This is a genomic window from Aeromonas sp. Y289-2, assembly GCF_027705925.1.
Lineage (GTDB): Bacteria > Pseudomonadota > Gammaproteobacteria > Enterobacterales > Aeromonadaceae > Aeromonas > Aeromonas veronii.
Map to the genome: position 1 here is coordinate 181,582 of NZ_JAPDCH010000002.1, position 22,624 is coordinate 204,205.

The window sequence follows — 22,624 nt, forward strand, 5'->3', positions numbered from 1 at the left end:
CTTCCTCAAACCAGCTTGTCCAGCATCTCCTTGGTCACCAGCACAATCCCCTGCTCGGAGCGGTAGAAGCGGCGGCTATCCTCATCGGCATTCTCGCCCACCACCAGCCCATCGGGCAGCACACATCCCTTGTCCACCACCACCCGGCGCAGACGGCAACCGGCACCAATCTCTACCCCGGGGAAGATGATGGCCTGATCCAGGGTGCAGAAGGAGTGCACCCGCACATTGGTAAAGAGCACCGAGTTGAGCACAAACGACCCGCTGACGATGGTACCGCCCGAGAACATGGAGTTGATGGTCATGCCATGCTGACCATTGCGATCCTGCACAAACTTGGCCGGTGGCGTCAGGGTCTGGCTGGTCCAGATGGGCCAGTTCTGATCGTAGATATCGAGCTCGGGCAGCACGGAGGCGAGATCCATGTTCGCTTCCCAGAAGGAGTCCAGCGTACCCACGTCACGCCAGTAGGGCTTTTGCCCCTCGCGTGCCCCGACACAGGACATGTTGAAAGGGTGAGCAAATGCCATCCCCTCCTCCACGATGCGGGGGATCACATCCATCCCGAAGTCGTGTTTGGAGTCCTGATTGTGAATATCCTCCTCCAGCAGTTGGTAGAGGTACTCCGCCTCGAAGATATAGATCCCCATGGAGGCCAGCGAGCGATCTTCGCAACCCGGCATGGCGGGCGGATTGGCCGGTTTTTCGACGAATGCGCGGATCTTGCGCTGCTCGTCGATATCCATGATCCCGAAGGCCGATGCCTCAGCCCGCGGCACCTCGATACAAGCGACCGTCACCTTGGCACCGAGGCGCACATGGTCGAGCAACATGGCGGCGTAATCCATCTTGTAGATGTGATCCCCCGCCAGCACCACCAGGTATTTGGGGCCGTAGTCACGGATGATATCGACGTTCTGGTAGATGGCATCGGCGGTGCCGCGATACCAGTGCACCTCGTCCACCCGTTGCTGGGCAGGGAGCAGGTCGATGAATTCGTTCATCTGGTAACGCAGGAAGGACCAACCCGATTGCAGGTGACGCAGCAGGCTGTGAGATTTGTATTGGGTGACTACACCAACGCGGCGGATCCCCGAGTTGATACAGTTGGAGAGCACAAAATCAATGATCCGGAATTTGCCACCGAAATGGACGGCAGGCTTGGCGCGGTTGTCAGTCAACTGCTTCAGGCGACTACCACGTCCACCCGCCAGCACCAGTGCCATACTCTGGTTCAATAATTGTCGTGCTTTGGCACTATTTTCGGGCTCTAACAACATGATTTACCTCTGCCTTGTTTGATCTATTTTCAACTCATCTTCGCCTGTTTCGGCACCTGTGAAAGTGGTTTCACTCACATTTAACCGATCTCAATTGACCCTTTTCACCGAGTTGCGAGGAATAGCATGCTTTGCTCCGCCAGCTTGGTTAAAATTCCCTCACAAAGCAGCCACTTCAAGGATGACAAGATGGTTCACAAGCTCGGACGTACCCTCTTTCTGATCGCCACCATAGTGACCATACCCCTGCTGCTCCTGCAAGCAGTTTGGTTGGCCCTGCAGAGCACACCGCTCACTTTGGCCATTATTCTGGCCACCACACTTCTTGGCATGATCCTGCTGTTGATGCTGGCCATCCGCACCATGGATGGCATGCTCCAGCATCAGGAGCTCACCTGGGTCAAGGCGATCAGGGGGAGGGATCCCTCACAACTCGATGAGCCCGCCTCCCAGGAGGTGCTGCAACAGCTGCTGGAGCAGTTCGAAAGCGCCGAGCAGAGCGCTCATCGCCAGCTGACCGAGCTCAGCAACCTGGCCACCACCGACGAGCTGACCCAGCTACTCAACCGCCACGCGTTTCGCCGCGACATGACCGAGTTGCTGCAGCGGGATCAGGACACCCAGACCGCGACCCTGGTGCTGATCCGTGCCACCGAGCTTGGCAAGATCAACGCCCAGCGCGGCTTCCAGTCTGGTGATGCCTACATCAAGGACATGGCCGCCCTTATCAAGCGGGTGGTAAGCCGCTTCCCGGGCAATCAGGTCTACCGCATTTCGGGGGCCGATTTCGCCGTGCTGGTGCAACCGGTGGCCAATATTCCCCCCCATCTGCTGGGGCAGGATTTGAAGGTGGCCTTCGATCACTATCAGGATCAGCACGAGCTGGAGAGCACCGGTTACTCGGGGCTGACCAAGCTCAGCAGCGGCCAGAAAATTGAAGCCGTACTGGCCAGAGCGGATCTGGCGCTGGCTCGCGCCCAGACCGAAACCATCAACGGCTGGGCCATCCAGCAGGATGACAGCGCCTCCGATCTGCAGGGCCAACACCACTGGCGCGACGTGCTGACCGAAGTGCTGGCGCAGGAGCGACTCAGCTTTACCTACCAGCCGATCCAGCCCCTGCACCGCAGCATGCTGGCTTACAACGAGATCTACACCCGCTTCAGCGGCAATGACGGCACCGCCCTGCCCACCGACACCCTGTTTGCCATGGCCCAGCGGCTTGATATGGTGATGCGGCTGGAGCAGCTGGTCATTACCCACATCATGCGCCAGTACCGGGCCTTTGGTGCCAACCAGAGTCGCTGGGGGATCAACCTCTCCCCCAACCTGCTGCAAAACAGCGCCTTCCTGATCTGGCTTGACCGCCAGCTGCTCAAAGATCCCAATACCAGCGCCAATCTGGTGTTCGAACTGGATGAAGAGCATCTGGAGCGCAACCTGACAGGCGCCAAGCGGGTGTTTGAACTGCTGCGTCGCAACGGCAGTCGATCGGCCATCGCCAATTTCGGCAAGGGGATCGGCTCCTTTACCCTGTTTCGCGAGCTCAAGCCCGACTACATCAAGCTCGATCCTGCCCTGATCACCGGACTGGAGCAGGATCAGACCAACCAGCAGTTCGTGCGGATGATCGTCGATGTATCACATCGGATGGGATGTCAGGTGATTGCAGAGGGGGTAGAACAGCTTGGCCAGAAACAGCTGTTGCAGGGGATGTATGTGGATGGCTTGCAGGGCTATCTGATCGCCCGGCCGCAACCGCTGCGACCGGATATCAGCCAATTGGGGCTCTTTACTGAGGATGCTTCAGCTTCAAAAGGGTCAGAATGATGTCATTGAGCTGGCGATAGCGTTCCAGCTCTTTCTGATCGTAACGGGTCGCCAGCGTGGTGGGGTTGTGGCGATTCTTGAGGTAACGGTTGATTTGCAGGCGATTGAACCCCGCCACCTGATAGACCTGGCCAAGCAGGGTATTGAGCTCATCGTGCTCCAGACCGGCTCTGGCCAGATAGTCCCCATCGGCGGGACTCTCGGTCTGATGGCTCCACTTGCCAATGCGACCACTCTCTTGCAGATAGCTGAGCCACTGCTCGATATAGAGCGGTTTGCACCCCGCCAACAGATTGAAAAAGCCCACCGCATCGCAACGACAACCGCTCAGGAGCACGACCGCCAGCTGATCATCATCGCACTGGAAGGTCACAGGTCCGGCTTGCGCCCAATCCAGCGCCTGCACCCGAATGCTGGCCTTCTCACCCGCAGCTCCCGTTACGTCGAATACAAACATGGCGCTCCTCCCTTGGCAAAAGGTTGATGATGGACCATCCCCCTGACAGGTGCAAAGGCAAATCGGCTTTTAACTCATCAATCGGGCCATTCGACCATAAAAAAGACCGGCACCCTCACGGGGGCCGGTCTTTGTCCCGATGGCCTGTGCATTCAGGCCATCAATGGAGGCGCTTTCAGGCGTCCAGCTCAACCAGTGCCTTGGCCAGCTCGATGGGTTCGAGCTCCTGACCTTCAAGATCGGCGTTCCAGTTCGGGCCGACCAGTACATCGTCTTCATCCAGATCGTTGATCCAGATATCGAGAAACTCTTCCAGATCGATCACTTCCGGCTCGTAATCGGCCCACTCGTCGACGCAATGCAGACGGGCGTCCTCTTCGGCAGACCAGAGCGGCATCACGTCGGCATCTTCAAATTCGGCGGAGCGACAGACGACCCAGTCTTCCCCATAGCGCAGACCCCACACCTGACCCGACTCGCGGACTTGTTCGATAAACAGTTGGAAATTGGCGTCAAGGTTGTCGTTAAGCATGCTCATGGGATTCTCTCTTTCTTTCGGGTGCTGCGGCATTGTCGGGCGACAATACGATGGCCAAATGGTGTCGCAAAAGTGACATGGACTCAAGCATATTGGGGTTATTCCGGGAAAAAAGCCGGGATAACGCATATTCGCCTGCAAAAACGCCTCCCGATGGAGGCGTCTTGCAGATTCAGGAGATCAACGCTCCCAGTAAACCTCTTCCAAGCTGTCCTCTTTCTCCGGCAAACCGCGGGAGAGACGGGGACTGCTCTGGGCCAGCACCTCGTAGCTGACGCGGTTGGCGTATTTGCACACCTGGGCCAGTGAGGAGTAAGTCAGGAACTCGGAGATGTGCTTGGCGGAGTTGGGCACATTCATCCGGTGATAAGAGTTGGCCACCATGTCGTGCAGCACAGCGGAAAGTGCGCCATCCCCTGCCCCGTTGGTGTTCTTGATCTTCTCCGGGCCACCCATGTACGGGGAGATGTGGGAGTAGATGCGGGCCGGTTTACGGCACTTGGCGCGGGCCATCGGGCGGCTGAACTCATACATGTTGAACTCGGGGATAACGCCCGGCAACAGGGTATGAGTGGTCTCGCGCTTGTAGTCCTCGTCGGTATAACTCGCCATGTAGAGGCCGATGGGGCCAGCAGTGCAGAGCACCATGTCGGCCCAGTCGAGCGCCTTGTCGGCCGCACCGAGCGGATCTGCGATGCCGGTCAGGGCTTCACCTTCGTCTTCGTTCATCGCCAGCACAGTGACGTTTTCGGCAATGAAGTCGCGCCACCACTGGGGGTTTTCGTCGATGACGAAACGGGTGCCCAGGGTCAGCACCACGGGAATACCGGCCTCGCGGGCATAACGCACCGCGGTCATGGCCGCCTCTTTCATCGGATCACCATCGTCACCACGTACCAGATAGGCGGTGATCACCAGGGCAGACGCCCCCTTGATCACATCCTCCGGAATGTGCTGCACATCCAGCTGGTTCATCTTGCCGGCGTTGATACCGAAGCTGCGCTCGCCGCACTCGGTAATGAAAGTGAAGCAACGGCCGATGGGACCATCAACCGGCTGCAGATAGTCCAGATTGACACGGGAAGAGGTGTTGCACAAATAACGGTAGGCGTAGCAACCGATGCGAATATCCTGACTCATCACACCCAGCAGGATGGAGTGGGAGTCGGCCAGTACCGAGTAGTTGTGTACCGTGTTGCCAATGGTGCCACCGGCAAACTCGCTCACTACCATGTTGTTGGTCTTGAGCTCGTCATAAATCCGTTCGGCCACGTCGTCGTTGATGACAACGGAGTGCCCCTTGCTCAGACCATAACGGGTCAGAAAGTCTTCATCCACATGGGCTTCAATATCAACCAGGGTCTGATCAATCCCGACGACGTAGGCTTTGCCCAGCTCGGTTAACAGGGGATTTTGCGGCACCAGGGGATCGCGTCTGTCGACAGGGAAGTAGTGTTTGGACTTGCGCTGACCGGGAAATTTCATGGCAATGTTCTGTGCTCTGGGGGAAAGAGGGGCGGGATTTTAACACAATCCGCCGCCCCGAAAAGTCGCCCTGTTTAAATAATGGAGTCAGTATAGACAAGGCTTGCAAGGAAAAACGTTTGCCTTTTCACCATAAAAAAACCACCCCGCCCGGGGTGGTTCCCTAGCATAAAAAAGCGTCGGTTTTCAGGCGGCCGCCATCCCCTGCAACAGGGCCAGCAGCGAGAAGAGGCCGAGGGCTAGCCAGAACAGCAAGGTGCCCAGAAAACGGGGCACATTGGGGGCTTTGGGGATCTGGATGCCGATGGCATGCAGGATGCGGCCAACCAGTAGCATGGCGCCACCGGCATGCAGCCAGAGCGCACCGGCACCGGAGAGCTCGCACAGCGCCATCAGCAGCAGGGTCAGCGGCACATACTCGGCAAAATTACCGTGGGCCCGGATCGCCGCCAGCAGCTCGGGGGCCTCCCCCTGCCCTATCATCACCCCGAACTGGGCGCGGCGTTTGACCACCCAGAAGGAGAGCCCCAGAAACAGCAGCCCCAGCAGGCCTGCGTAGATCAGCGTGATATGTATCATGACTCGACTCCTTGTTTGACTGACTGCCGGTCACTCATGCCAATTCGCGGCAAATGAGCGAGACCATCATCCTGATGTGGGCCTGATCACTGTTGAGGGCCGGAATATATTCAAACCGCTCGCCACCGGCCTCCATGAAGACCTCCCGATTCTGTACCTGAATTTCCTCGAGGGTTTCGAGGCAGTCGGCGGCAAAGGCAGGACAAATCACATCGAGCCGCTTGATGCCCGCAGCAGGCATACCGCCAATGGTCACGTCTGTGTAGGGCTTGAGCCACTCCTCCTTGCCAAAGCGGGACTGGAAACTGGCCGTCCACTGCCCGGCCTCCAGCCCGAGCGCCTCGGCCAGCAAGCTGGCGGTATGGCGACACTGGTGACCATAGGGGTCCCCTTCGTTCTCGTAGCGCTCGGGAATACCGTGGAACGACATCAGCAGGTGATCACCCTGACCGTGCTGCTCCCAGTGACGGCGCACGCTCATGGCCAACGCCTGAATGTATTCGGGATGGGCGTGATAATCACGAATAAGCCGCACCACCGGCAGATTGCGCTCTTTCTTCATTGCCTTGCCCCAGGCATCGAAGACCGAGGCGGTGGTACTGACCGAATATTGCGGATAGAGCGGCAACAGGATCACCCGGTTGACCCCTTTGGCCTTGAGCGCCTGCCAGCCATCATTCACTGACGGGGAACCATAGGTCATCGCCAGCTCCACCGGCACATCGACCCCCTCCCGCTTGAGCTCCTGCTCCAGTGCAGCACGCTGCTGCTTGCTTATCACCATCAGCGGCGAGCCCTGCTCGGTCCACACCTGCTGATAGAGCTTGGCCACTTTGGGCGAGCGCGTCGGCAAGATGATGAAGTGGAGCAGCGGGCACCAGAGGTAACGGGGCAGGTCCACCACACGGGGATCGTGCAGGAACTGGCTGAGGAACGCTTTGACGGCAGCGGTGGTCGGTGCGGCTGGGGTACCCAGATTGACCAGCAATATTCCGGTTTTCGTGGTCACGTTGGCTTCCTGTCTATCTGTCATTATGCAAAAAGGGCCCGACAGGGCCCTTCTCTTTATTTATCTGATGGCACGGGAAACAGTGCCGGCAGCAAAGATCAGCCCAGAATGGTGGCAAGCTGCTTGCTGACCAGATCAACCGGCTGGGTGCCGTCGATCTTGACGTAACGGGTGTGGCCCGCTTCCGCCTCTTTGCCGTAGAAACCGATCAGCGGCGCGGTCTGCTGATGATATACATCCAGACGCTTGCGTACTGTGGTCTCTTCGTCGTCGGCGCGGATCACCAGATCTTCACCGGTCACGTCATCCTTGCCTTCCACTTTCGGCGGGTTGAACACCACGTGGTAGGTACGGCCGGAGCCGGAGTGAACGCGACGGCCGCTCATGCGCTTGACGATCTCTTCGTCCGGCACATCGAACTCCAGCACGAAATCAACCACGACACCGGCGTCCTTCATGGCTTGCGCCTGGGGAATGGTGCGCGGGAAACCGTCCAACAGGAAGCCTTTGGCGCAGTCCGGCTGAGCGATGCGCTCTTTGACCAGACCGATGATGATGTCGTCAGAGACCAGCTGACCTGCGTCCATCACAGCTTTGGCTTTCAGACCGAGCTCGGTGCCCGCTTTGATCGCCGCACGCAGCATGTCGCCGGTGGAGATCTGGGGAATACCGTGTTTTTCCATGATGAACTGAGCCTGGGTACCTTTGCCGGCGCCCGGAGCCCCCAACAGAACAATGCGCATACACGCTCCTATTGATTGGTTATTCAAATCTTGCGAAGGCAAAAAAGTACACGGTTTCGCCCGTTTCTACAAGGGTGAGCCACCTGAATGAGCACTTTATCACCACAATAACCGGCTGATCGAACAGGATTTCATCGCAAGGGGAAGACGCAAAAATAGCCAGGGATTCAGCATAGAGCGCCAAAAGCAGGAAGGAGGTACGGCAGAAAAAAAGATCCCGGCTCAGGGCCGGGAATTGCGCTCAAAAGTAACTACTTGTCGCTCGTAGTAGGAACAGGGCAATAGTAGTTTGCCCCCTGTGCGTCAACAACTGTCAGATGTGACAGGCAGGCCGCTATGAAACCGGAACTGCGGATCCGGCGAGCAGATTAGCTCGGCTTCCAGCTTGCCAAAGAAGGCCACCCGCTCGCTGATATCCTCCCCTGCGTACTGTTCGGCCAGGCTCAGGTAATCCTGATAGTGGCGCGCTTCGGAGCGCAGCAAAGAGACGTAGAAGCGGCTCAGCTCTTCGTCCAGATGGGGCGCCAACTTGGCAAAACGCTCGCAGGAGCGGGCCTCGATATAGGCGCCGATGATCATCTTGTCGACTATGGTGGCCGGTTCATGGGTGCGCACATGCTGCATCAACTGGCGGGCATAGCGGGAGGCAGTCACCGGCCCGTATTCGATGCCGCGGGCCTGCATGATCTCCAGCACCTGCTCGAAGTGATGCAGCTCCTCCTGAATGAGCCGCACCATGGGAAACAGCAGCGGATTGCGCTCCAGCTCGGCAAAGACGGTGCGATCAGACTCCCCCATGCTGCGTTTGCCCAGGATCTCGGCCTTCTCCGGGATGGCATCCAGCTCGCGATAAAACTCCAGCTTGGGCAGCAGATGGCGCTTGCCCTTGGGCAGGCAGTAGCGGCGCACCAGACTGTGGGCAGTGAGTGCGGCCTTGGTCTCGCAGTTGGCGTGATCGATGAGCAGGGTCGGTAAACGGGCAGGATCCCGCGCCATTTCTACCCACTCATCCGGGGTCTCGCACTGCAAAAACTGGCGCACTGGGGCTAGCAGATCATCCATCTGAACTCTCGTCTCTTAAAAGCGTATCGGTCATATATGTTGCCGCCTATGCTAGCGGATCCCGCTGGCCATGCCCATATCCGGCAAGATAAGCGGATATTTTTCAAACAGATACACCCTACCCCTTCTGGCGGTGCGAGGCAAAAACGACTATGGGGGCCACTGGCCCCCATCTCGCTATCCCATCCGGCAAAACCGCAAACGTTTAACTGCCTTCGTTAAAAATTTCCAGATTGCTGGTGCCTTCCTGCCATTCACGCACCGCTTTGGTGTCATCGTTGCGCAGGGCGTTGAGGTGATCCAGATAGGACTGGTCCACATCGGAGGTGACGTAGTGACCATTGAAGACCGAGGTCTCGAAGTGACGCAGATCCGGGTTGATCTCCCGCACGGCGGCTTCCAGATCTTCCAGATCCTGGAAAATCAGACCGTCAGCGCCAATCAGCTTGCACACCTCTTCAACTTCGCGGCCGTGGGCGATCAGCTCGTTGGCGGTGGGCATGTCGATACCATAGACGTTGGGGAAGCGAATTTCCGGCGCCGCCGAGGCGAAGTAGACCTTGGCTGCCCCCGCTTCACGGGCCATCTGGATGATCTGCTCGGACGTGGTACCACGCACTATGGAATCATCCACCAGTAACACCTTCTTGCCCTTGAATTCGGAGCTGATGGCGTTGAGTTTGCGGCGCACCGACTTCTTGCGCTGGGTCTGGCCCGGCATGATGAAGGTACGGCCGATGTAGCGGTTCTTCACGAAGCCCTGACGGTATGGCAGGTCGAGGGTGTGAGCAATCTCCAGCGCCACGTCACAGGAGGTCTCGGGGATGGGGATAACCACATCGACGTCGAGATCTTCCCACTCGCGGGCAATCTTCTGACCCAGCTTGCGACCCATGTTGAGGCGGGCGGCGTAGACCGAGACCTTGTCGATGCACGAATCGGGACGAGCGAAGTAGACATATTCGAAGATGCAGGAGCTCATCTGCGGGTTTTCCGCACACTGCTCGGAGAAGAGCTGACCCTGCTCGGTGATGTAGATGGCTTCACCCGGCGCAATATCCCGCACCGTCTCGAAACCGATGGCGTCGAGTGCAACGCTCTCGGAGGCAAGCATGTACTCCACCTGGCCCTGCTCGTCCTGACGACGACCGAGGATCAGCGGGCGAATGCCGTTGGGATCGCGAAAACCGATGAGACCATGACCAATCACCAGGGAGACCACCGCATAAGCGCCGCGGATCTGCTGATGGGTTCTGCGCACCGCGGCGAAGATATCTTCGGGACGCAACGCCATCTTGTCACAGCGATCCAGCTCGTGGGCCAGCACGTTCAGCAACACTTCCGAGTCGGAGGTGGTGTTGATGTGACGGCGGGCGACCTTGAACTGCTGCTCCTTGAGCTCCTTGGCGTTGGTGAGGTTGCCGTTATGGGCCAGCACCATGCCGTAGGGCGAGTTCACATAAAAAGGTTGGGCTTCAGCGGCACTTGAGCTACCTGCGGTGGGATATCTGACATGACCTATGCCGATGTTCCCTTGCAGACGCTGCATGTGGCGCACTTCAAACACGTCCTTCACCAGGCCATTGGCCTTGCGTTGCCGGAAGTTTCCACTATCAATGGTCACGATCCCGGCGGCATCCTGTCCCCTGTGCTGCAACACCGTCAAGGCGTCGTAGAGGGCCTGATTGACGGGGGTGGTGCCAACTATACCGACAATACCACACATGTCTTTGCTACCTCGAAGTCACTATACCTGTTTAAGAAAACTGGATGAGTTCAACATGAACCCGAAAAACCACTGGATCACCGGCTTGAACTCCGGCACCAGCTTGGACGCCACCCACCAGTCGCTCTGGGAGAGGCTGGTGAAGGTATCCATGAAAAAAAGCAGGGCACTGACGATCAGCACCCCGCGAATTGCACCGAAGCAGACCCCCAGCACCCGATCGGTACCGGAGAGACCCGTCTTGTCCACCAACAGGCCCACCACATAGTTGACCACGCTGCCGAGGATCAGGGTCGCCACAAACAGCGCCGCGATGGCCAGACCGTTACGAACCAGCGCGTCGGAGAAGGAGGTGAAATAGACTGCGAGATCGGGATAGAAATGGCTGGCAATAAAGAAGGCGACGAACCAGGTGACAAGAGACATGGCCTCCTTGACGAAGCCGCGCACCAGGCTGATGAGAGCAGAGAAACCGACGATGCCGATGATGGCGTAATCAATCCAGACCATAGAAAAAGATGTCCTGCGAAATTGCGGCGCAGTCTAACAAAAACGATTGCGCATTGCTTGATAAAAATGTGTTAACTGTTCAACGCGACGCCGAAAAGCCGCATTTTTTCAGCACTAAAACGGTTGATCGGCGCCAGAATGCACAACGCCATGGCAATGCCATGGCGTTGTGGTCAGCGGCGTGAGCTTACCCGATGTGGGTCAGGCCACCCATGTAGGATTGCAGCGCAGCCGGGATGGCGATGCGGCCATCTTCCTGCTGGTAGTTCTCCATCACGGCAACCAGGGTACGACCCACCGCCAGACCGGAGCCGTTCAGGGTGTGCAGCAGCTGCGGCTTGCCGTCGATACGCACGCGAGCTTGCATGCGGCGCGCCTGGAAGTCGGTGCAGTTGGAGACAGAGGAGATCTCGCGGTAGGTGTTCTGGGCCGGCAGCCACACTTCCAGATCGTAGGTCTTGGAGGCGCAGAAGCCCATGTCACCGGTAGAGAGCGCCATCACGCGATACGGCAGCTCCAGCAGTTGCAGCACCTTCTCGGCGTGACCCACCATCTCCTCCAGCGCATCCCAGGATTTCTCCGGGTGAACCAGCTGAACCATTTCGACTTTGTCGAACTGGTGCATACGGATGAGGCCACGGGTATCACGACCGTAGGAACCCGCTTCCGAGCGGAAGCAGGGGCTGTGAGCGGTCATCTTGATTGGCAGCTCTTGCGCGTCAAAGATCTCGTCGCGGGCCATGTTGGTGAGCGGCACTTCGGAGGTCGGGATCAGGGAGAACTTGCGTACCTTGCCCTCTTCTTCCCCTTCACCTTCGATACCGGTATTGAACAGGTCCTGGGCAAATTTCGGCAACTGGCCGGTGCCATAGAGGCTGTCCGGGTTCACCAGATAGGGCACGTAGCACTCAGTGTAACCGTGCTGCTGGGTGTGCAGATCCAGCATGAACTGAGCCAGGGCACGGTGCAGACGGGCAATCTGACCCTTCATCACCACGAAACGGGTACCGGAGAGTTTGACGCCGTTCTTGAAATCAACGCCCTTGGCCGCTTCGCCCAGATCGATGTGATCGCGTACCGGGAAGCTGAACTCGCACGGGGTACCCCAGCGGCGCACTTCCACGTTGTCGTTCTCGTCACGGCCCACCGGCGTGGTCTCGCTCGGCAGGTTGGGGATGGCGTCGGCAATGGCTTTCAGCTGGGCCAGCAGGGCATCCAGCTCGACCTTGCTGGTTTCCAGCTCGTCGTTGATCTTGGTCACTTCGGCCTTGAGCGGGGCAACATCTTCACCACGACGGGCAGCTTCACCGATGGATTTGGAGCGGGCGTTGCGCTCGGCCTGCAGCTCCTGGGTACGGGACTGCAGATCCTTGCGTTTCTCTTCCAGAGCGTTGACAGCCGCTACGTCCAGAACGTAGCCACGTGTCGCCAGACGAGCGGCAGCCTCTTCGATATCGCTGCGCAGATATTTGGGATCCAGCATGGTTTACCTACTTTTTTAAAATGGGATCTGGGCCTGAGTCGTCATGACGGGCTGGGAAACAGATCCGGAAGTTAACATCGGTTGGCGCACCCCAATCGTCTTCAGAATCGGGCCTCAACAATCAGGCCTTCGAGATCAAGAAGATGGCGCAAGGCCAAGACAAGCGGGGTCAGACGGGCAGTGTAGCAGACCGCCCCCCCGCCCGAACAGGGACTATTTGTGTCGTTTTTACCGACTTTGGCACGCAAACCGTCCTGCATATTCAAACGCCTGACCAATTTTCAGCCATGCGAGGTAACAAAGGGGCTATTTGCCCCGTTGCTGCGGACTTTGCCTGTCCAGTTCATGGAGGTAATCGAGCTTCTGGCCAATCTGCTTTTCAAGGCCGCGATCGGTGGGCTGGTAGTACTGCTTGCCCGCAAGCTCGGGCGGAAAATACTGCTCGCCCGCAGCATAGGCGCCCGGCTCGTCATGGGCGTAGCGATACTCGGCGCCATAGCCCAGATCGCTCATCAATTTGGTCGGCGCATTGCGCAGGTGTACCGGCACCTCGAAGTCAGGGAGGTTTTTGGCATCATGAAGCGCCGCCTTCCAGGCGGTATAGACCGCATTGCTTTTCGGGGCGCAGGCGAGATAGACGATCGCCTGGGCGATGGCCCGCTCCCCTTCCGCTGGCCCGATCCGATGGAAACAATCCCAGGCCGACAGGGCGACCTGCATGGCGCGCGGATCGGCATTGCCCACATCTTCCGAGGCAATCGCCAGCAAGCGGCGGGCAATATAGAGGGGATCGCAACCGGCGCTCACCATGCGGGCATACCAGTAGAGCGCCGCATCCGGCGCCGAGCCGCGAATGGATTTGTGCACCGCCGAGATGAGGTCGTAGAAGTGATCGCCCCCCTTGTCGAAGCGGGCCACGTGCTCCCCCACCACGGCAGCGAGCAGGGCACTGTCGATCACCCGCGCCCCTGTGCTGTCGGTTTCGGCCATGTCGGCCAACAGCTCCAGATAGTTGAGGGACTTGCGGCCGTCCCCATCCACCGCCTTGGCCAGCGCTTCTTTGACGCCGGGGGCGAAGGTGAGTGCCGGATCATTGAGACCACGGGGATCGGTCATCGCCTGATCGAGCATGGCGAGAATATCGCTCTCCTCCAGTCGCTTGAGCAGATAGACCCGGGCTCGTGAGAGCAGTGCGTTGTTGAGTTCGAACGAGGGGTTTTCGGTGGTGGCACCGATAAAGGTGATGGTGCCATCTTCGATGTGGGGCAGGAACACATCCTGCTGGCTCTTGTTGAAGCGGTGCACCTCATCCACAAACAGGATGGTACGAACCCCGCGCCAGCTGTTCTCCTTCGCCTTGTCGATGGCGGCGCGGATCTCCTTGATACCGGAGGTGACCGCAGAGAGTCGCTCCACTTCCGCCTGACAGTAGTGAGCCATCAGCTCCGCCAGCGTGGTCTTGCCGGTCCCGGGTGGCCCCCACAGGATCATCGAGTGGCAGTGACCAGCCAGAATGGCTTTGCGCAGGGGCTTGTCAGCCCCCAGGATATGTTGCTGACCGATATACTGGTCGAGGTTTTGCGGCCGCATCCGGGCCGCCAGCGGACGAAAGTCCGATGAGAAATCCAGCGACAAGTTGCTCATCTGTATTGACCACCCAACGTCACGCCACTCGCCTTTGACTGGCGCAGTGGCGAGCAATCCAACGACCGCTTGCTCATTAGCGCTGGTCGTCCAGCTCGACCCCCTTCGGGATCTTGAAAACAAATTCGTTGCCCTTGAGCACCGGCTTGCGGTTGAAGCTGCTCAGGGTGAATTCACTCCACTGCCCTTGCGCCTCTTTCACATCGAAACGACTGATGTTGTCTTGTCTGTCGAAGGTGACACGGAAGGAGGCGATCAGCTCATCCTTGTTGCGGCTGGTGACGGTGTAGACATCGCCCTGCTGGGTCACGTCATAGTTCTTCCAGAACTTGTCGTCATTACCGGCGATCAAGATAAAGGGGGTGTTGAGCACCGCATCTTTCAGCTTGAGGGCAGTGACCTGCTCAACGAAGGGATCATAGACCCAGACATCCTGACCATCGGCCACGATCAGACTCTCGTCCGGCGAGGTGGTGTGCCAGTTGAAACGGTTTGGCCGCTGCACCAGCAGGTCGCCGCTGGCCTTTTGCAGCTCCTTGCCCTTGCTGTCATAGACGGTCTGGGCAAATTTGGCGGAGAAGAGGCTCACCCCCGCCAGCTTCTGTTTGAGATCGCTGGCCGCATCGGCCCACACCTGGCTGCTGGCCATCAGCAGCACGGTACCCATCAACAGTTGTTTTTTCATCACGCTCTTCATAAAGACGCTCTCGATAAAAGGCCACGCCCGCGGAGGGCATGGCCAGGGATAGTATGAAACGGTGAAGCTTAGTCCCGCACCGGCGGCGGTGCCAGCACGTCGCGCTGACCATTGCCACCCGGTGAGCTGACGATGCCCTGATTCTCCATCTGCTCGATGAGACGGGCTGCCCGGTTGTAACCAATCTTGAACTTGCGCTGGACGCTGGAGGTCGAGCCACGGCGGGACTCCACCACAAAAGCGACCGCTTCGTCGAACAGGGGGTCCAGCTCTTCGTCGCCACCACCGCCATATTCGCCGCTGCCACCTTCGCCACCCGACTCACCGGAGAGGATCTCCTCGATGTAGTTCGGCTCGCCGCGCAGTTTCCAGTCTGCCACCACCTTGTGCACTTCGTGATCATCGACGAACGCACCGTGTACCCGGGTCGGGTTGGAGGTGCCAGCCGGCATGTAGAGCATGTCGCCCATACCGAGCAGAGATTCGGCGCCGCCCTGATCGATGATGGTACGGGAGTCGATCTTGCTCGACACCTGGAACGAAATACGGGTCGGGATGTTGGCCTTGATAAGACCGGTAATCACATCCACCGACGGACGCTGGGTCGCCAGAATGAGGTGAATACCGGCGGCCCGCGCCTTCTGGGCGATACGGGCGATCAGCTCTTCCACCTTCTTGCCGACGATCATCATCATGTCGGCAAATTCGTCCACCACCACCACGATGTGGGGCAGCTTCTCCAGCTCAGGCGGCATCTGATCCATGGAGTCACCCGGGCGCCACAACGGATCCAGCAAGGGTTCCCCCTCCTCGATGGCGGCCAGCACCTTGTCGTTGTAGCCCTTGAGGTTGCGCACCCCGACCGCCGACATCAGCTTGTAACGGCGTTCCATCTCGCCCACACACCAGCGCAGGGCGTTGGCGGCATCCTTCATGTCGGTCACCACCTCGGTCAGCAGATGCGGGATCCCTTCGTAGACCGAGAGTTCCAGCATCTTGGGGTCGATCATGATAAAGCGCAGATCATCGGGGGAGGACTTGTAGAGCATCGAGATGATCATGGTGTTGACCCCCACCGACTTACCGGAACCTGTGGTACCGGCCACCAGCAGGTGCGGCATCTTGGCCAGGTTCACCACCACCGGCTCCCCTGCGATGTCCTGACCCAGGCCCATGGTGAGCGGGTTGCGGCTATCGCGGAAGGCATCGCAGTCAAGGGTTTCGCGCAGGTAAACGGTCTGGCGCACCCGGTTGGGCAGCTCGATACCGACATAGGTTTTACCCGGGATCACTTCCACCACCCGCACGCTGCTGGCAGAGAGGGAGCGGGCCAGATCGCGCGACAGGTTGGTGATCTTGCTCGCCTTCATACCCGGCGCCAGATCCAGCTCGAAACGGGTAATAACCGGGCCCGGATAGACACCGACCACCTTGGCCTGCACGTTGTAGTCGGCAAGCTTGGCCTCCACCAGACGGCCCATGCGATCCAGCTCATCCTTGCTCATCATCTGGGTCTTGGCTGGCGGTCTGTCTAGCAGCTCGATACTCGGCAACGGCGGCAGCGTAGATTGCGGACGACGCTTGGGCTTGGTCGGTGCGACGGCTACCGGCGCGGCAACCTCGTCGTCCCCTTCGGCCCAGGGCAGATCCAGCTCGTCCTCATCATCGTCATCGGCCACAGCCACAGCCAGTACCGGCTGGCGGCGACCATTGGCGGCCGCCACCGCACGTTTCGGCTTGGCAGCCGGAACCGGCTCATCATCTTCATCATCAAACTGGGGATCGAACTCGAAGGTATCGTCGTCGAGTTCCGGCAGCCACTCTTCGGCGGCAGCCTTCTGGTTCTTGGCCTTGGGCTTGCGAGTCCAGCTGGTGTGCGGCTCATCTTCCTCATCATCAAACGCGATGGCCCCTACCCCGCCTTCCAGCAAGGGATCCGGCCCCTCGTTGCGGGGTTGACGCCAGCCACCGGTCAGCCAGCGGCCGAGGGTGGTCGGGAAGTGGTAAACAGCGCTGACCGAACCGGTACAGGCCGCACCGATCTGCTCGACAATAGTGAGCCAGGACCAACCGGTAAACAGGGTGATGCCGGTTGCCACGAAGCAGAGCAGCATCAGGTTGGCCCCGACGCCGCCAAACAGCGGCACCACTGCAGAAGCGATCACATCCCCCACCAGACCACCGGCGGAGAAGTTTTGCATATCGTTGAAGTTCATGCTGGCAATGGCCGACATGCCGAGCACGGTCAGGATAAAGCCGATGATCCGCACCCCCAGGGTGAGGTAATCCACATCGAGCAGACGGCTCGGGCGCCAGAACAGACTCCAGCCCAGCAGTACCACCAGCGGCGGCACCAGATAGGAGAAGGCACCAAAGGTAAACATGGTGATATCGGCGAGCCAGGCACCGGCACTACCGGCGAGGTTCTTCACCTCCCCTTGCCAGGAGGTCTGGGACCAGCCGGGATCAGCGGGATGATAGGACAACAGGGCAAGCAGAAGATAAGCAGCCATCAGGGTGATGGCGATCAAGACGGCTTCGAAGATCCGTTGTGTACCTGATAAAGGAGTAAACAGCTTTTTATCGGCCAAACTCCGGCTCCTTTCTGAAAACATGTAATGCAGGAAATAAGGGGGCCTAGTATCCCCGAAAAGCCCATCGATTGTCAGCCAGAGCCTGATGGGACGGGGCCCTATTTGCAATTATCTTTACAAGAAGAAACGAGCGGACCGGCCGCTCGTTTCTGACTGTCATGGTGTCTCATATGGAAAAGATACCACGGCATAACCTGCTTTATCGGGTGCTGATCACCAGACGACTGCTCTGCTTGACCTCTTCCATCACCACGTAGGTGCGGGTGTCATTGACACCGGGCAGACGCAGCAGGGTTTCCCCCAACAGACGGCGGTAAGCCGACATGTCGCTGACTCGGGTCTTGAGCAGATAGTCGAAGTCACCGGAAACCAGATGACACTCCTGGATCTCTTCGAGCACCTGAACAGCCTTGTTGAACTGTTCAAACACATCAGGCGCCCCGCGATTGAGGGTTATCTCTACAAACACCAGCAGAGATGCGTCCAGATAATGAGGGTTCAGAATAGCGGCATATCCTTCGATATAACCTTGTCGCTCGAGGCGACGAACCCGTTCCAGACACGGTGTAGGACTCAGGCCAACTCGCTTGGACAACTCAACATTCGAAATCCTGCCATCCTTTTGCAGTTCATTAAGAATGTTGCGGTCAATCCTGTCCAAATCCTTTAGCCGACTCTTAGCTTCCATCATTTTATTCCATCCTTTGGCTATTTTTTGGTAAGAATCACCAGTCATTTTATAATTATGGTCACAAATCCTGTCAATACCTGAATATACTAGGCGCAAATGTTGGTTAACATTTTGGCAACATGAAACACCAATCTATAGACGAGGGATAGCATGATTATCGGTGTACCTAAAGAGATAAAAAACCATGAATACCGCGTAGGCATGGTTCCGGCCAGTGTACGTGAACTGACAGCACGAAACCATACTGTTTTCGTCCAAAGCGGTGCCGGAAACGGCATTGGCTTCAGCGATGCAGATTATATCGCTGTTGGAGCCGAAATTTTGGCCTCTGCTGCAGAGGTTTTCGCCAAAGCCGAGATGATCGTCAAGGTCAAGGAACCTCAGCCTGTCGAATGTGCCATGCTGCGGCCGGGTCAGACCCTGTTCACCTATCTGCATCTGGCGCCAGACTTGCCCCAGACCGAAGCCCTGCTGAAAAGCGGCGCCATCTGTATCGCCTATGAAACCGTCACCGACGGCCGTGGCGGCCTGCCCCTACTGGCCCCCATGTCGGAAGTGGCCGGACGCATGTCTATTCAGGCGGGTGCCCAGGCGCTGGAAAAATCGCGTGGCGGTAGCGGAGTGCTGCTTGGCGGCGTACCCGGTGTCGAACCGGCCAAGGTGGTGATCATCGGTGGCGGCGTGGTCGGCTCCAATGCGGCCCGTATGGCCATTGGCCTGCGCGCGGATGTGACAATCCTCGACAACAACGTCGATACCCTGCGCCGTCTCGATAACGAGTTCCAGGGAGCGGCCAAGGTGGTCTACTCCAACAGCGAGACGCTGGAGCGCCATCTGCTGGCGGCCGATCTGGTCATCGGCGGCGTGCTGGTGCCGGGTGCCACTGCGCCAAAACTTGTCCGCCGTGACCACATTGCGCGCATGAAGCCGGGTTCTGCCATCGTCGATGTGGCCATCGATCAGGGCGGCTGTGTGGAAACCTCCCACGCCACCACCCACCAGGATCCGACCTATATTGTCGATGAGGTGGTGCACTACTGTGTCGCCAACATGCCGGGGGCGGTGGCCCGCACCTCGACCGTGGCGCTCAACAATGCCACCCTCCCCTTTATTATCAAGCTGGCCCAGCAAGGGTATCGTCAGGCACTGCTGAACGATCCCAACCTGCTGCACGGGCTCAACGTGATGGAGGGCAAGCTCACCTGCAAGGAAGTGGCCGTGGCGCATGGCCTTGCCTACACGGATCCCCTGACCCTGCTGAACTGATCTGCGCTGGCCTGCGCCAGTTGGAGATGAGTGAAAATCCGCCCGCGATGGGCGGTTTTTTTATCCCTTTATTTTGCATGTCACCCCTTGTGAACACGATTAATGCAATCGACTCACCAGCCTTTGACCCCGGATCACGAATTACCTACAATCGCGCAAACTCATCACATCCCGGAAATGACATCATGAGCCAAGTCACTCACAGCAAATTGCTGATCTTAGGGTCAGGCCCGGCCGGTTACACCGCGGCCGTCTATGCCGCCCGCGCCAACCTCAATCCCCTGCTCATCACCGGCATGCAGCAAGGGGGTCAGCTGACCACCACCACCGAAGTGGAGAACTGGCCAGGTGATCCGGAAGGGCTGACCGGCCCTGCCCTGATGGAGCGCATGAAAGAGCATGCAGAGAAGTTCGATACCCACATCCTGTTTGATCACATCAACAGTGTCGAACTGACTCAACGCCCGTTCCGCCTCAAAGGGGACAACGGCGAATACACCTGCGATGCCCTGATCATCGCGACCGGCGCCTCCGCCAAGTATCTGGGCCTGCCCTCCGAAGAGGCCTTCAAGGGTCGCGGCGTCTCCGCCTGTGCCACCTGTGACGGTTTCTTCTACCGCAATCAGGAAGTGGCGGTGATCGGCGGCGGCAACACCGCAGTTGAAGAAGCCTTGTATCTGGCCAACATCGCCAAGAAGGTGCACCTGATCCACCGCCGCGACGAGTTCCGTGCCGAGAAGATCCTGATCAAGCGTCTGCACGACAAGGTTGCAAGCGGCAACATCGTGCTGCACACCCACCAGACCCTGGACGAAGTGCTGGGTGATCAGATGGGGGTCACCGGTGTGCGCCTGCGCAACACTCAGGACAACAGCACCAGCGAGCTGCCGCTGATGGGGGTCTTCATCGCCATCGGCCATCAGCCCAATACCCAGATCTTCGATGGCCAGCTGGAGATGCAAAACGGCTATCTGAAGGTACGTGGCGGCCTCGACGGTTTTGCAACCCAGACCAGTATTGAAGGTGTCTTCGCTGCCGGCGACGTGGCCGACCACAACTACCGTCAGGCGATCACCTCTGCCGGTACCGGCTGTATGGCAGCCCTCGATGCTGAACGCTACCTCGACGCGCAATAAACAAGCGTAGTTGTGATATAAGGCATACCAGTCGGTATGCCTTTTTTATTTAAAGGAGTCTAATGAAACAGAAGATATTGATTGTCGAAGATAGCCTGACCATCCGCCGTATGCTGACTCAGGCCATTGCCCAGCAGACAGGCCTCGAGATTGACGCCTTCGATACCCTCGAAGGTGCCCGTCACTGCCGGGGCGAGGAGTATGTGGTCGCGCTGGTGGACCTGACCTTGCCGGATGCGCCCCGTGGCGAAGCGGTCAACGAGCTGCTGGCTCGAGGTTTGCCGGTGGTGATCCTCACTGCCGACATCAGCGAGGATAAACGTGCCGCCTGGCTGGAAACCGGCGTGCTGGACTACGTGATGAAGGATTCGCGCCACTCGCTGCAATATGCCGTCAGTCTGGTGCACCGCCTCTATCTCAACCAGTCGATCGAAGTGCTGGTAGTCGACGACTCACGCACCTCCCGTCACCGCACCATGTCCCAGTTGCGCAAGCAGTTGTTGCAGGTGCATGAGGCCAGTCATGCCCGTGAAGCGATGGCGATGCTGGAGCAACACCCGGACATCCGGCTGGCACTGGTCGACTACTATATGCCGGATATCGATGGCATCAGTCTAGTGCGGATGCTGAGAGAGCGTTACAGCAAGCAGCAGCTCGCGATTATCGGGATCTCGGTCTCGGACAAGCGCGGTCTCTCTGCTCGCTACCTCAAGCAGGGCGCCAACGACTTTCTCAACCAGCCGTTCGAGCCGGAAGAGCTGCAGTGTCGGGTCAGCCACAATCTGGAAGCGCTCGAGCAGTTCAACAGCATTCAGGAGTCAGCCAATCGTGATTACCTGACCGGTCTCTACAATCGGCGCTACTGGTTCAACGAAGGGCAAAAATGGTTTGAAGAGCATCAGCGCCAGCAGACGCCTCTTGCACTCTGTGTGCTCGATGTGGATCACTTCAAGCAGGTCAACGATCACTGGGGCCATGCCATCGGCGATCAACTGCTCTGCCATCTGACCCGGCTACTGACCCAGTTCTTCCCCGATGCCATGATCGCCCGGTTTGGCGGAGAGGAGTTTGCCATGATGGTGCCTCACTGTACCGTCCCCGTGTTGATCAAGCGTCTTGAAGGGCTGCGTCAGCAGCTGCGCCAGCAACCCTTGTCACCGGAAACCCCGCTCTTTGTTCGCGCCAGTTACGGCGTGATCAGCGTCGGGCGGATATCCATGGACGAGGCGCTGAGCGTAGCGGATCGGCTGCTCTATCAGGCAAAGAACACCGGTCGCGATAAGATAGTCTCTCAAGAGATAACTATCTGAATCCTCAGGGCATCAGTCCCGTGTATTACCGCCCGACAGACTTTCCACCAGGAGAGTCTGCGGGTTCCTTTCCTGCCACAATCTCCCCATCACCATGACTATCGAAAGTCAGTAGGTCTTGTCGACCCGCACCCCATCATCGAAGTAGAGAATGCGCACCTTGTCCCCATTGGTAAAAACCATGGCGGGATCATAATCCTGGATCACGTTGATAAGGGCATTTTGCTCGTTGCGGATCAGCAGCTCCACCAGCTTGTTTTCCACCACGGTTCCCCCGGACTGGTATTGCTGCGCAGCCGCAGCCCCCGCCAGCGCCCCGACGGCGGTGGCGATTTCACGACCATGACCGCCACCAAACTGGTTGCCCAGCAGACCGCCCAACACGGCACCACCCAGCGTCTTCCAGCCAGAGTGCTCGGACTCCAGGATCTGGCGCTGTGTAATATTGCGCACCGTTTCGACCTGACCAAACACCACCTGATTGACCGGCCGCGCGGTATTGCGCTGGTAGACCTCCGCCCCGGCGGGCGCCGTGACAAAGCAGAACAAGCTGGATACTATCAGGATAATGGCCTTCATCTATG

21 protein-coding genes are annotated in these 22,624 nt (G+C 58.4%); 5 read left to right on the plus strand and 16 right to left on the minus strand.

The features are described 5' to 3' along the window. Window positions 1–5 precede the first annotated feature (5 nt). The gene (gene glgC, locus OKC43_RS05120) at window positions 6–1,280 is read right to left on the minus strand and encodes a glucose-1-phosphate adenylyltransferase (protein ID WP_005337070.1); all 1,275 of its coding nucleotides are present in this window, start codon (window positions 1,278–1,280) and stop codon (window positions 6–8) included. Window positions 1,281–1,469: 189 nt separating this feature from the next. Between glgC and OKC43_RS05125 the strand changes: the two genes are divergently transcribed. Then, window positions 1,470–3,110 (plus strand): EAL domain-containing protein, encoded by a 1,641-nt coding sequence (locus OKC43_RS05125; RefSeq protein WP_031227665.1) that lies wholly within the window; start codon window positions 1,470–1,472, stop codon window positions 3,108–3,110. On the opposite strand, the gene OKC43_RS05130 is transcribed toward OKC43_RS05125, so the two are convergent. The 9 genes from OKC43_RS05130 to OKC43_RS05170 all read right to left on the minus strand — a co-directional run bounded on the left by OKC43_RS05130 (window position 3,073) and on the right by OKC43_RS05170 (window position 11,219). Then, the gene (locus tag OKC43_RS05130; RefSeq protein WP_042055706.1) at window positions 3,073–3,567 is read right to left on the minus strand and encodes a hypothetical protein; all 495 of its coding nucleotides are present in this window, start codon (window positions 3,565–3,567) and stop codon (window positions 3,073–3,075) included. The genes OKC43_RS05125 and OKC43_RS05130 overlap by 38 nt on opposite strands. 175 nt (window positions 3,568–3,742) lie before the next feature. After that, a complete protein-coding gene (locus OKC43_RS05135; RefSeq protein ID WP_005337077.1) occupies window positions 3,743–4,105 on the minus strand; it encodes a DUF2750 domain-containing protein in 363 nt (120 codons plus the stop codon). Between the two features lie 180 nt (window positions 4,106–4,285). Further along, complete coding sequence (locus OKC43_RS05140) at window positions 4,286–5,590, minus strand: inosine/guanosine kinase (protein ID WP_005346378.1); 1,305 nt, start codon at window positions 5,588–5,590, stop codon at window positions 4,286–4,288. Window positions 5,591–5,776: 186 nt separating this feature from the next. After that, window positions 5,777–6,169 (minus strand): MAPEG family protein, encoded by a 393-nt coding sequence (locus OKC43_RS05145; protein WP_236271208.1) that lies wholly within the window; start codon window positions 6,167–6,169, stop codon window positions 5,777–5,779. Window positions 6,170–6,203: 34 nt separating this feature from the next. Then, on the minus strand, window positions 6,204–7,178 hold the full coding sequence (gene hemH, locus OKC43_RS05150) for a ferrochelatase (protein WP_236271207.1): 975 nt from the start codon (window positions 7,176–7,178) through the stop codon (window positions 6,204–6,206). A 98-nt stretch (window positions 7,179–7,276) separates the two neighbouring features. Then, window positions 7,277–7,921 carry an adenylate kinase gene (adk, locus tag OKC43_RS05155; RefSeq protein ID WP_005337083.1) on the minus strand — a complete coding sequence of 215 codons (645 nt, stop codon included), beginning with the start codon at window positions 7,919–7,921 and terminating at the stop codon, window positions 7,277–7,279. A gap of 303 nt (window positions 7,922–8,224) precedes the next feature. Next, the gene (gene miaE / locus OKC43_RS05160) at window positions 8,225–8,983 is read right to left on the minus strand and encodes a tRNA isopentenyl-2-thiomethyl-A-37 hydroxylase MiaE (RefSeq protein ID WP_005346385.1); all 759 of its coding nucleotides are present in this window, start codon (window positions 8,981–8,983) and stop codon (window positions 8,225–8,227) included. A 205-nt stretch (window positions 8,984–9,188) separates the two neighbouring features. Then, the gene (purF, locus tag OKC43_RS05165; RefSeq protein ID WP_005351229.1) at window positions 9,189–10,709 is read right to left on the minus strand and encodes an amidophosphoribosyltransferase; all 1,521 of its coding nucleotides are present in this window, start codon (window positions 10,707–10,709) and stop codon (window positions 9,189–9,191) included. A 21-nt stretch (window positions 10,710–10,730) separates the two neighbouring features. Beyond that, window positions 10,731–11,219: a CvpA family protein gene (locus OKC43_RS05170; RefSeq protein WP_005337086.1), complete on the minus strand. Its 489-nt coding sequence runs from the start codon at window positions 11,217–11,219 to the stop codon at window positions 10,731–10,733. Window positions 11,220–11,227: 8 nt separating this feature from the next. On the opposite strand from OKC43_RS05170, the gene OKC43_RS05175 reads away from it, so the two are divergent. Next, on the plus strand, window positions 11,228–11,404 hold the full coding sequence (locus OKC43_RS05175; protein ID WP_180343450.1) for a hypothetical protein: 177 nt from the start codon (window positions 11,228–11,230) through the stop codon (window positions 11,402–11,404). Window positions 11,405–11,406: 2 nt separating this feature from the next. Here OKC43_RS05175 and serS read toward each other — a convergent pair whose 3' ends face one another. The 5 genes from serS to lrp form a co-directional block, all read right to left on the minus strand. Continuing rightward, the gene (serS, locus tag OKC43_RS05180) at window positions 11,407–12,702 is read right to left on the minus strand and encodes a serine--tRNA ligase (protein ID WP_236271206.1); all 1,296 of its coding nucleotides are present in this window, start codon (window positions 12,700–12,702) and stop codon (window positions 11,407–11,409) included. A 306-nt stretch (window positions 12,703–13,008) separates the two neighbouring features. Beyond that, the gene (locus OKC43_RS05185; protein ID WP_021230553.1) at window positions 13,009–14,346 is read right to left on the minus strand and encodes a replication-associated recombination protein A; all 1,338 of its coding nucleotides are present in this window, start codon (window positions 14,344–14,346) and stop codon (window positions 13,009–13,011) included. A gap of 76 nt (window positions 14,347–14,422) precedes the next feature. Then, window positions 14,423–15,031, minus strand: a complete 609-nt coding sequence (gene lolA, locus OKC43_RS05190; protein WP_041202312.1) for an outer membrane lipoprotein chaperone LolA — start codon at window positions 15,029–15,031, stop codon at window positions 14,423–14,425. An 80-nt stretch (window positions 15,032–15,111) separates the two neighbouring features. Then, window positions 15,112–17,634, minus strand: coding sequence for a DNA translocase FtsK (locus tag OKC43_RS05195; RefSeq protein ID WP_270658474.1), 2,523 nt, complete (start codon window positions 17,632–17,634; stop codon window positions 15,112–15,114). Between the two features lie 202 nt (window positions 17,635–17,836). Then, entirely contained in the window at window positions 17,837–18,328 is a 492-nt protein-coding gene (gene lrp / locus OKC43_RS05200; protein WP_005300047.1) for a leucine-responsive transcriptional regulator Lrp, read from the minus strand. Between the two features lie 150 nt (window positions 18,329–18,478). On the opposite strand from lrp, the gene ald reads away from it, so the two are divergent. The 3 genes from ald (at window position 18,479) to OKC43_RS05215 (ending at window position 22,040) form a co-directional block, all read left to right on the plus strand. Then, a complete protein-coding gene (gene ald / locus OKC43_RS05205; RefSeq protein WP_005351212.1) occupies window positions 18,479–19,594 on the plus strand; it encodes an alanine dehydrogenase in 1,116 nt (371 codons plus the stop codon). 185 nt (window positions 19,595–19,779) lie between these two features. Continuing rightward, on the plus strand, window positions 19,780–20,730 hold the full coding sequence (trxB, locus tag OKC43_RS05210) for a thioredoxin-disulfide reductase (RefSeq protein WP_236271204.1): 951 nt from the start codon (window positions 19,780–19,782) through the stop codon (window positions 20,728–20,730). A gap of 62 nt (window positions 20,731–20,792) precedes the next feature. Next, window positions 20,793–22,040 carry a diguanylate cyclase gene (locus OKC43_RS05215; RefSeq protein WP_236271203.1) on the plus strand — a complete coding sequence of 416 codons (1,248 nt, stop codon included), beginning with the start codon at window positions 20,793–20,795 and terminating at the stop codon, window positions 22,038–22,040. 108 nt (window positions 22,041–22,148) lie between these two features. Here the strand turns inward: OKC43_RS05215 and OKC43_RS05220 are convergent, their stop codons facing one another. Then, window positions 22,149–22,619 (minus strand): glycine zipper 2TM domain-containing protein, encoded by a 471-nt coding sequence (locus tag OKC43_RS05220; protein WP_201910260.1) that lies wholly within the window; start codon window positions 22,617–22,619, stop codon window positions 22,149–22,151. Window positions 22,620–22,624 lie beyond the last annotated feature (5 nt).

Bases quoted from the DNA above. Each gene is read 5' to 3' on its own strand.
- glgC (WP_005337070.1), bottom strand. From the start codon at position 1,280: ATGTTGTTAGAGCCCGAAAATAGTGCCAAAGCACGACAATTATTGAAC.
- OKC43_RS05125 (WP_031227665.1), top strand. From the start codon at position 1,470: ATGGTTCACAAGCTCGGACGTACCCTCTTTCTGATCGCCACCATAGTG.
- OKC43_RS05130 (WP_042055706.1), bottom strand. From the start codon at position 3,567: ATGTTTGTATTCGACGTAACGGGAGCTGCGGGTGAGAAGGCCAGCATT.
- OKC43_RS05135 (WP_005337077.1), bottom strand. From the start codon at position 4,105: ATGAGCATGCTTAACGACAACCTTGACGCCAATTTCCAACTGTTTATC.
- OKC43_RS05140 (WP_005346378.1), bottom strand. From the start codon at position 5,590: ATGAAATTTCCCGGTCAGCGCAAGTCCAAACACTACTTCCCTGTCGAC.
- OKC43_RS05145 (WP_236271208.1), bottom strand. From the start codon at position 6,169: ATGATACATATCACGCTGATCTACGCAGGCCTGCTGGGGCTGCTGTTT.
- adk (WP_005337083.1), bottom strand. From the start codon at position 7,921: ATGCGCATTGTTCTGTTGGGGGCTCCGGGCGCCGGCAAAGGTACCCAG.
- miaE (WP_005346385.1), bottom strand. From the start codon at position 8,983: ATGGATGATCTGCTAGCCCCAGTGCGCCAGTTTTTGCAGTGCGAGACC.
- purF (WP_005351229.1), bottom strand. From the start codon at position 10,709: ATGTGTGGTATTGTCGGTATAGTTGGCACCACCCCCGTCAATCAGGCC.
- OKC43_RS05170 (WP_005337086.1), bottom strand. From the start codon at position 11,219: ATGGTCTGGATTGATTACGCCATCATCGGCATCGTCGGTTTCTCTGCT.
- OKC43_RS05175 (WP_180343450.1), top strand. From the start codon at position 11,228: ATGTCCTGCGAAATTGCGGCGCAGTCTAACAAAAACGATTGCGCATTG.
- serS (WP_236271206.1), bottom strand. From the start codon at position 12,702: ATGCTGGATCCCAAATATCTGCGCAGCGATATCGAAGAGGCTGCCGCT.
- OKC43_RS05185 (WP_021230553.1), bottom strand. From the start codon at position 14,346: ATGAGCAACTTGTCGCTGGATTTCTCATCGGACTTTCGTCCGCTGGCG.
- lolA (WP_041202312.1), bottom strand. From the start codon at position 15,031: ATGAAAAAACAACTGTTGATGGGTACCGTGCTGCTGATGGCCAGCAGC.
- lrp (WP_005300047.1), bottom strand. From the start codon at position 18,328: ATGATGGAAGCTAAGAGTCGGCTAAAGGATTTGGACAGGATTGACCGC.
- ald (WP_005351212.1), top strand. From the start codon at position 18,479: ATGATTATCGGTGTACCTAAAGAGATAAAAAACCATGAATACCGCGTA.
- trxB (WP_236271204.1), top strand. From the start codon at position 19,780: ATGAGCCAAGTCACTCACAGCAAATTGCTGATCTTAGGGTCAGGCCCG.
- OKC43_RS05215 (WP_236271203.1), top strand. From the start codon at position 20,793: ATGAAACAGAAGATATTGATTGTCGAAGATAGCCTGACCATCCGCCGT.
- OKC43_RS05220 (WP_201910260.1), bottom strand. From the start codon at position 22,619: ATGAAGGCCATTATCCTGATAGTATCCAGCTTGTTCTGCTTTGTCACG.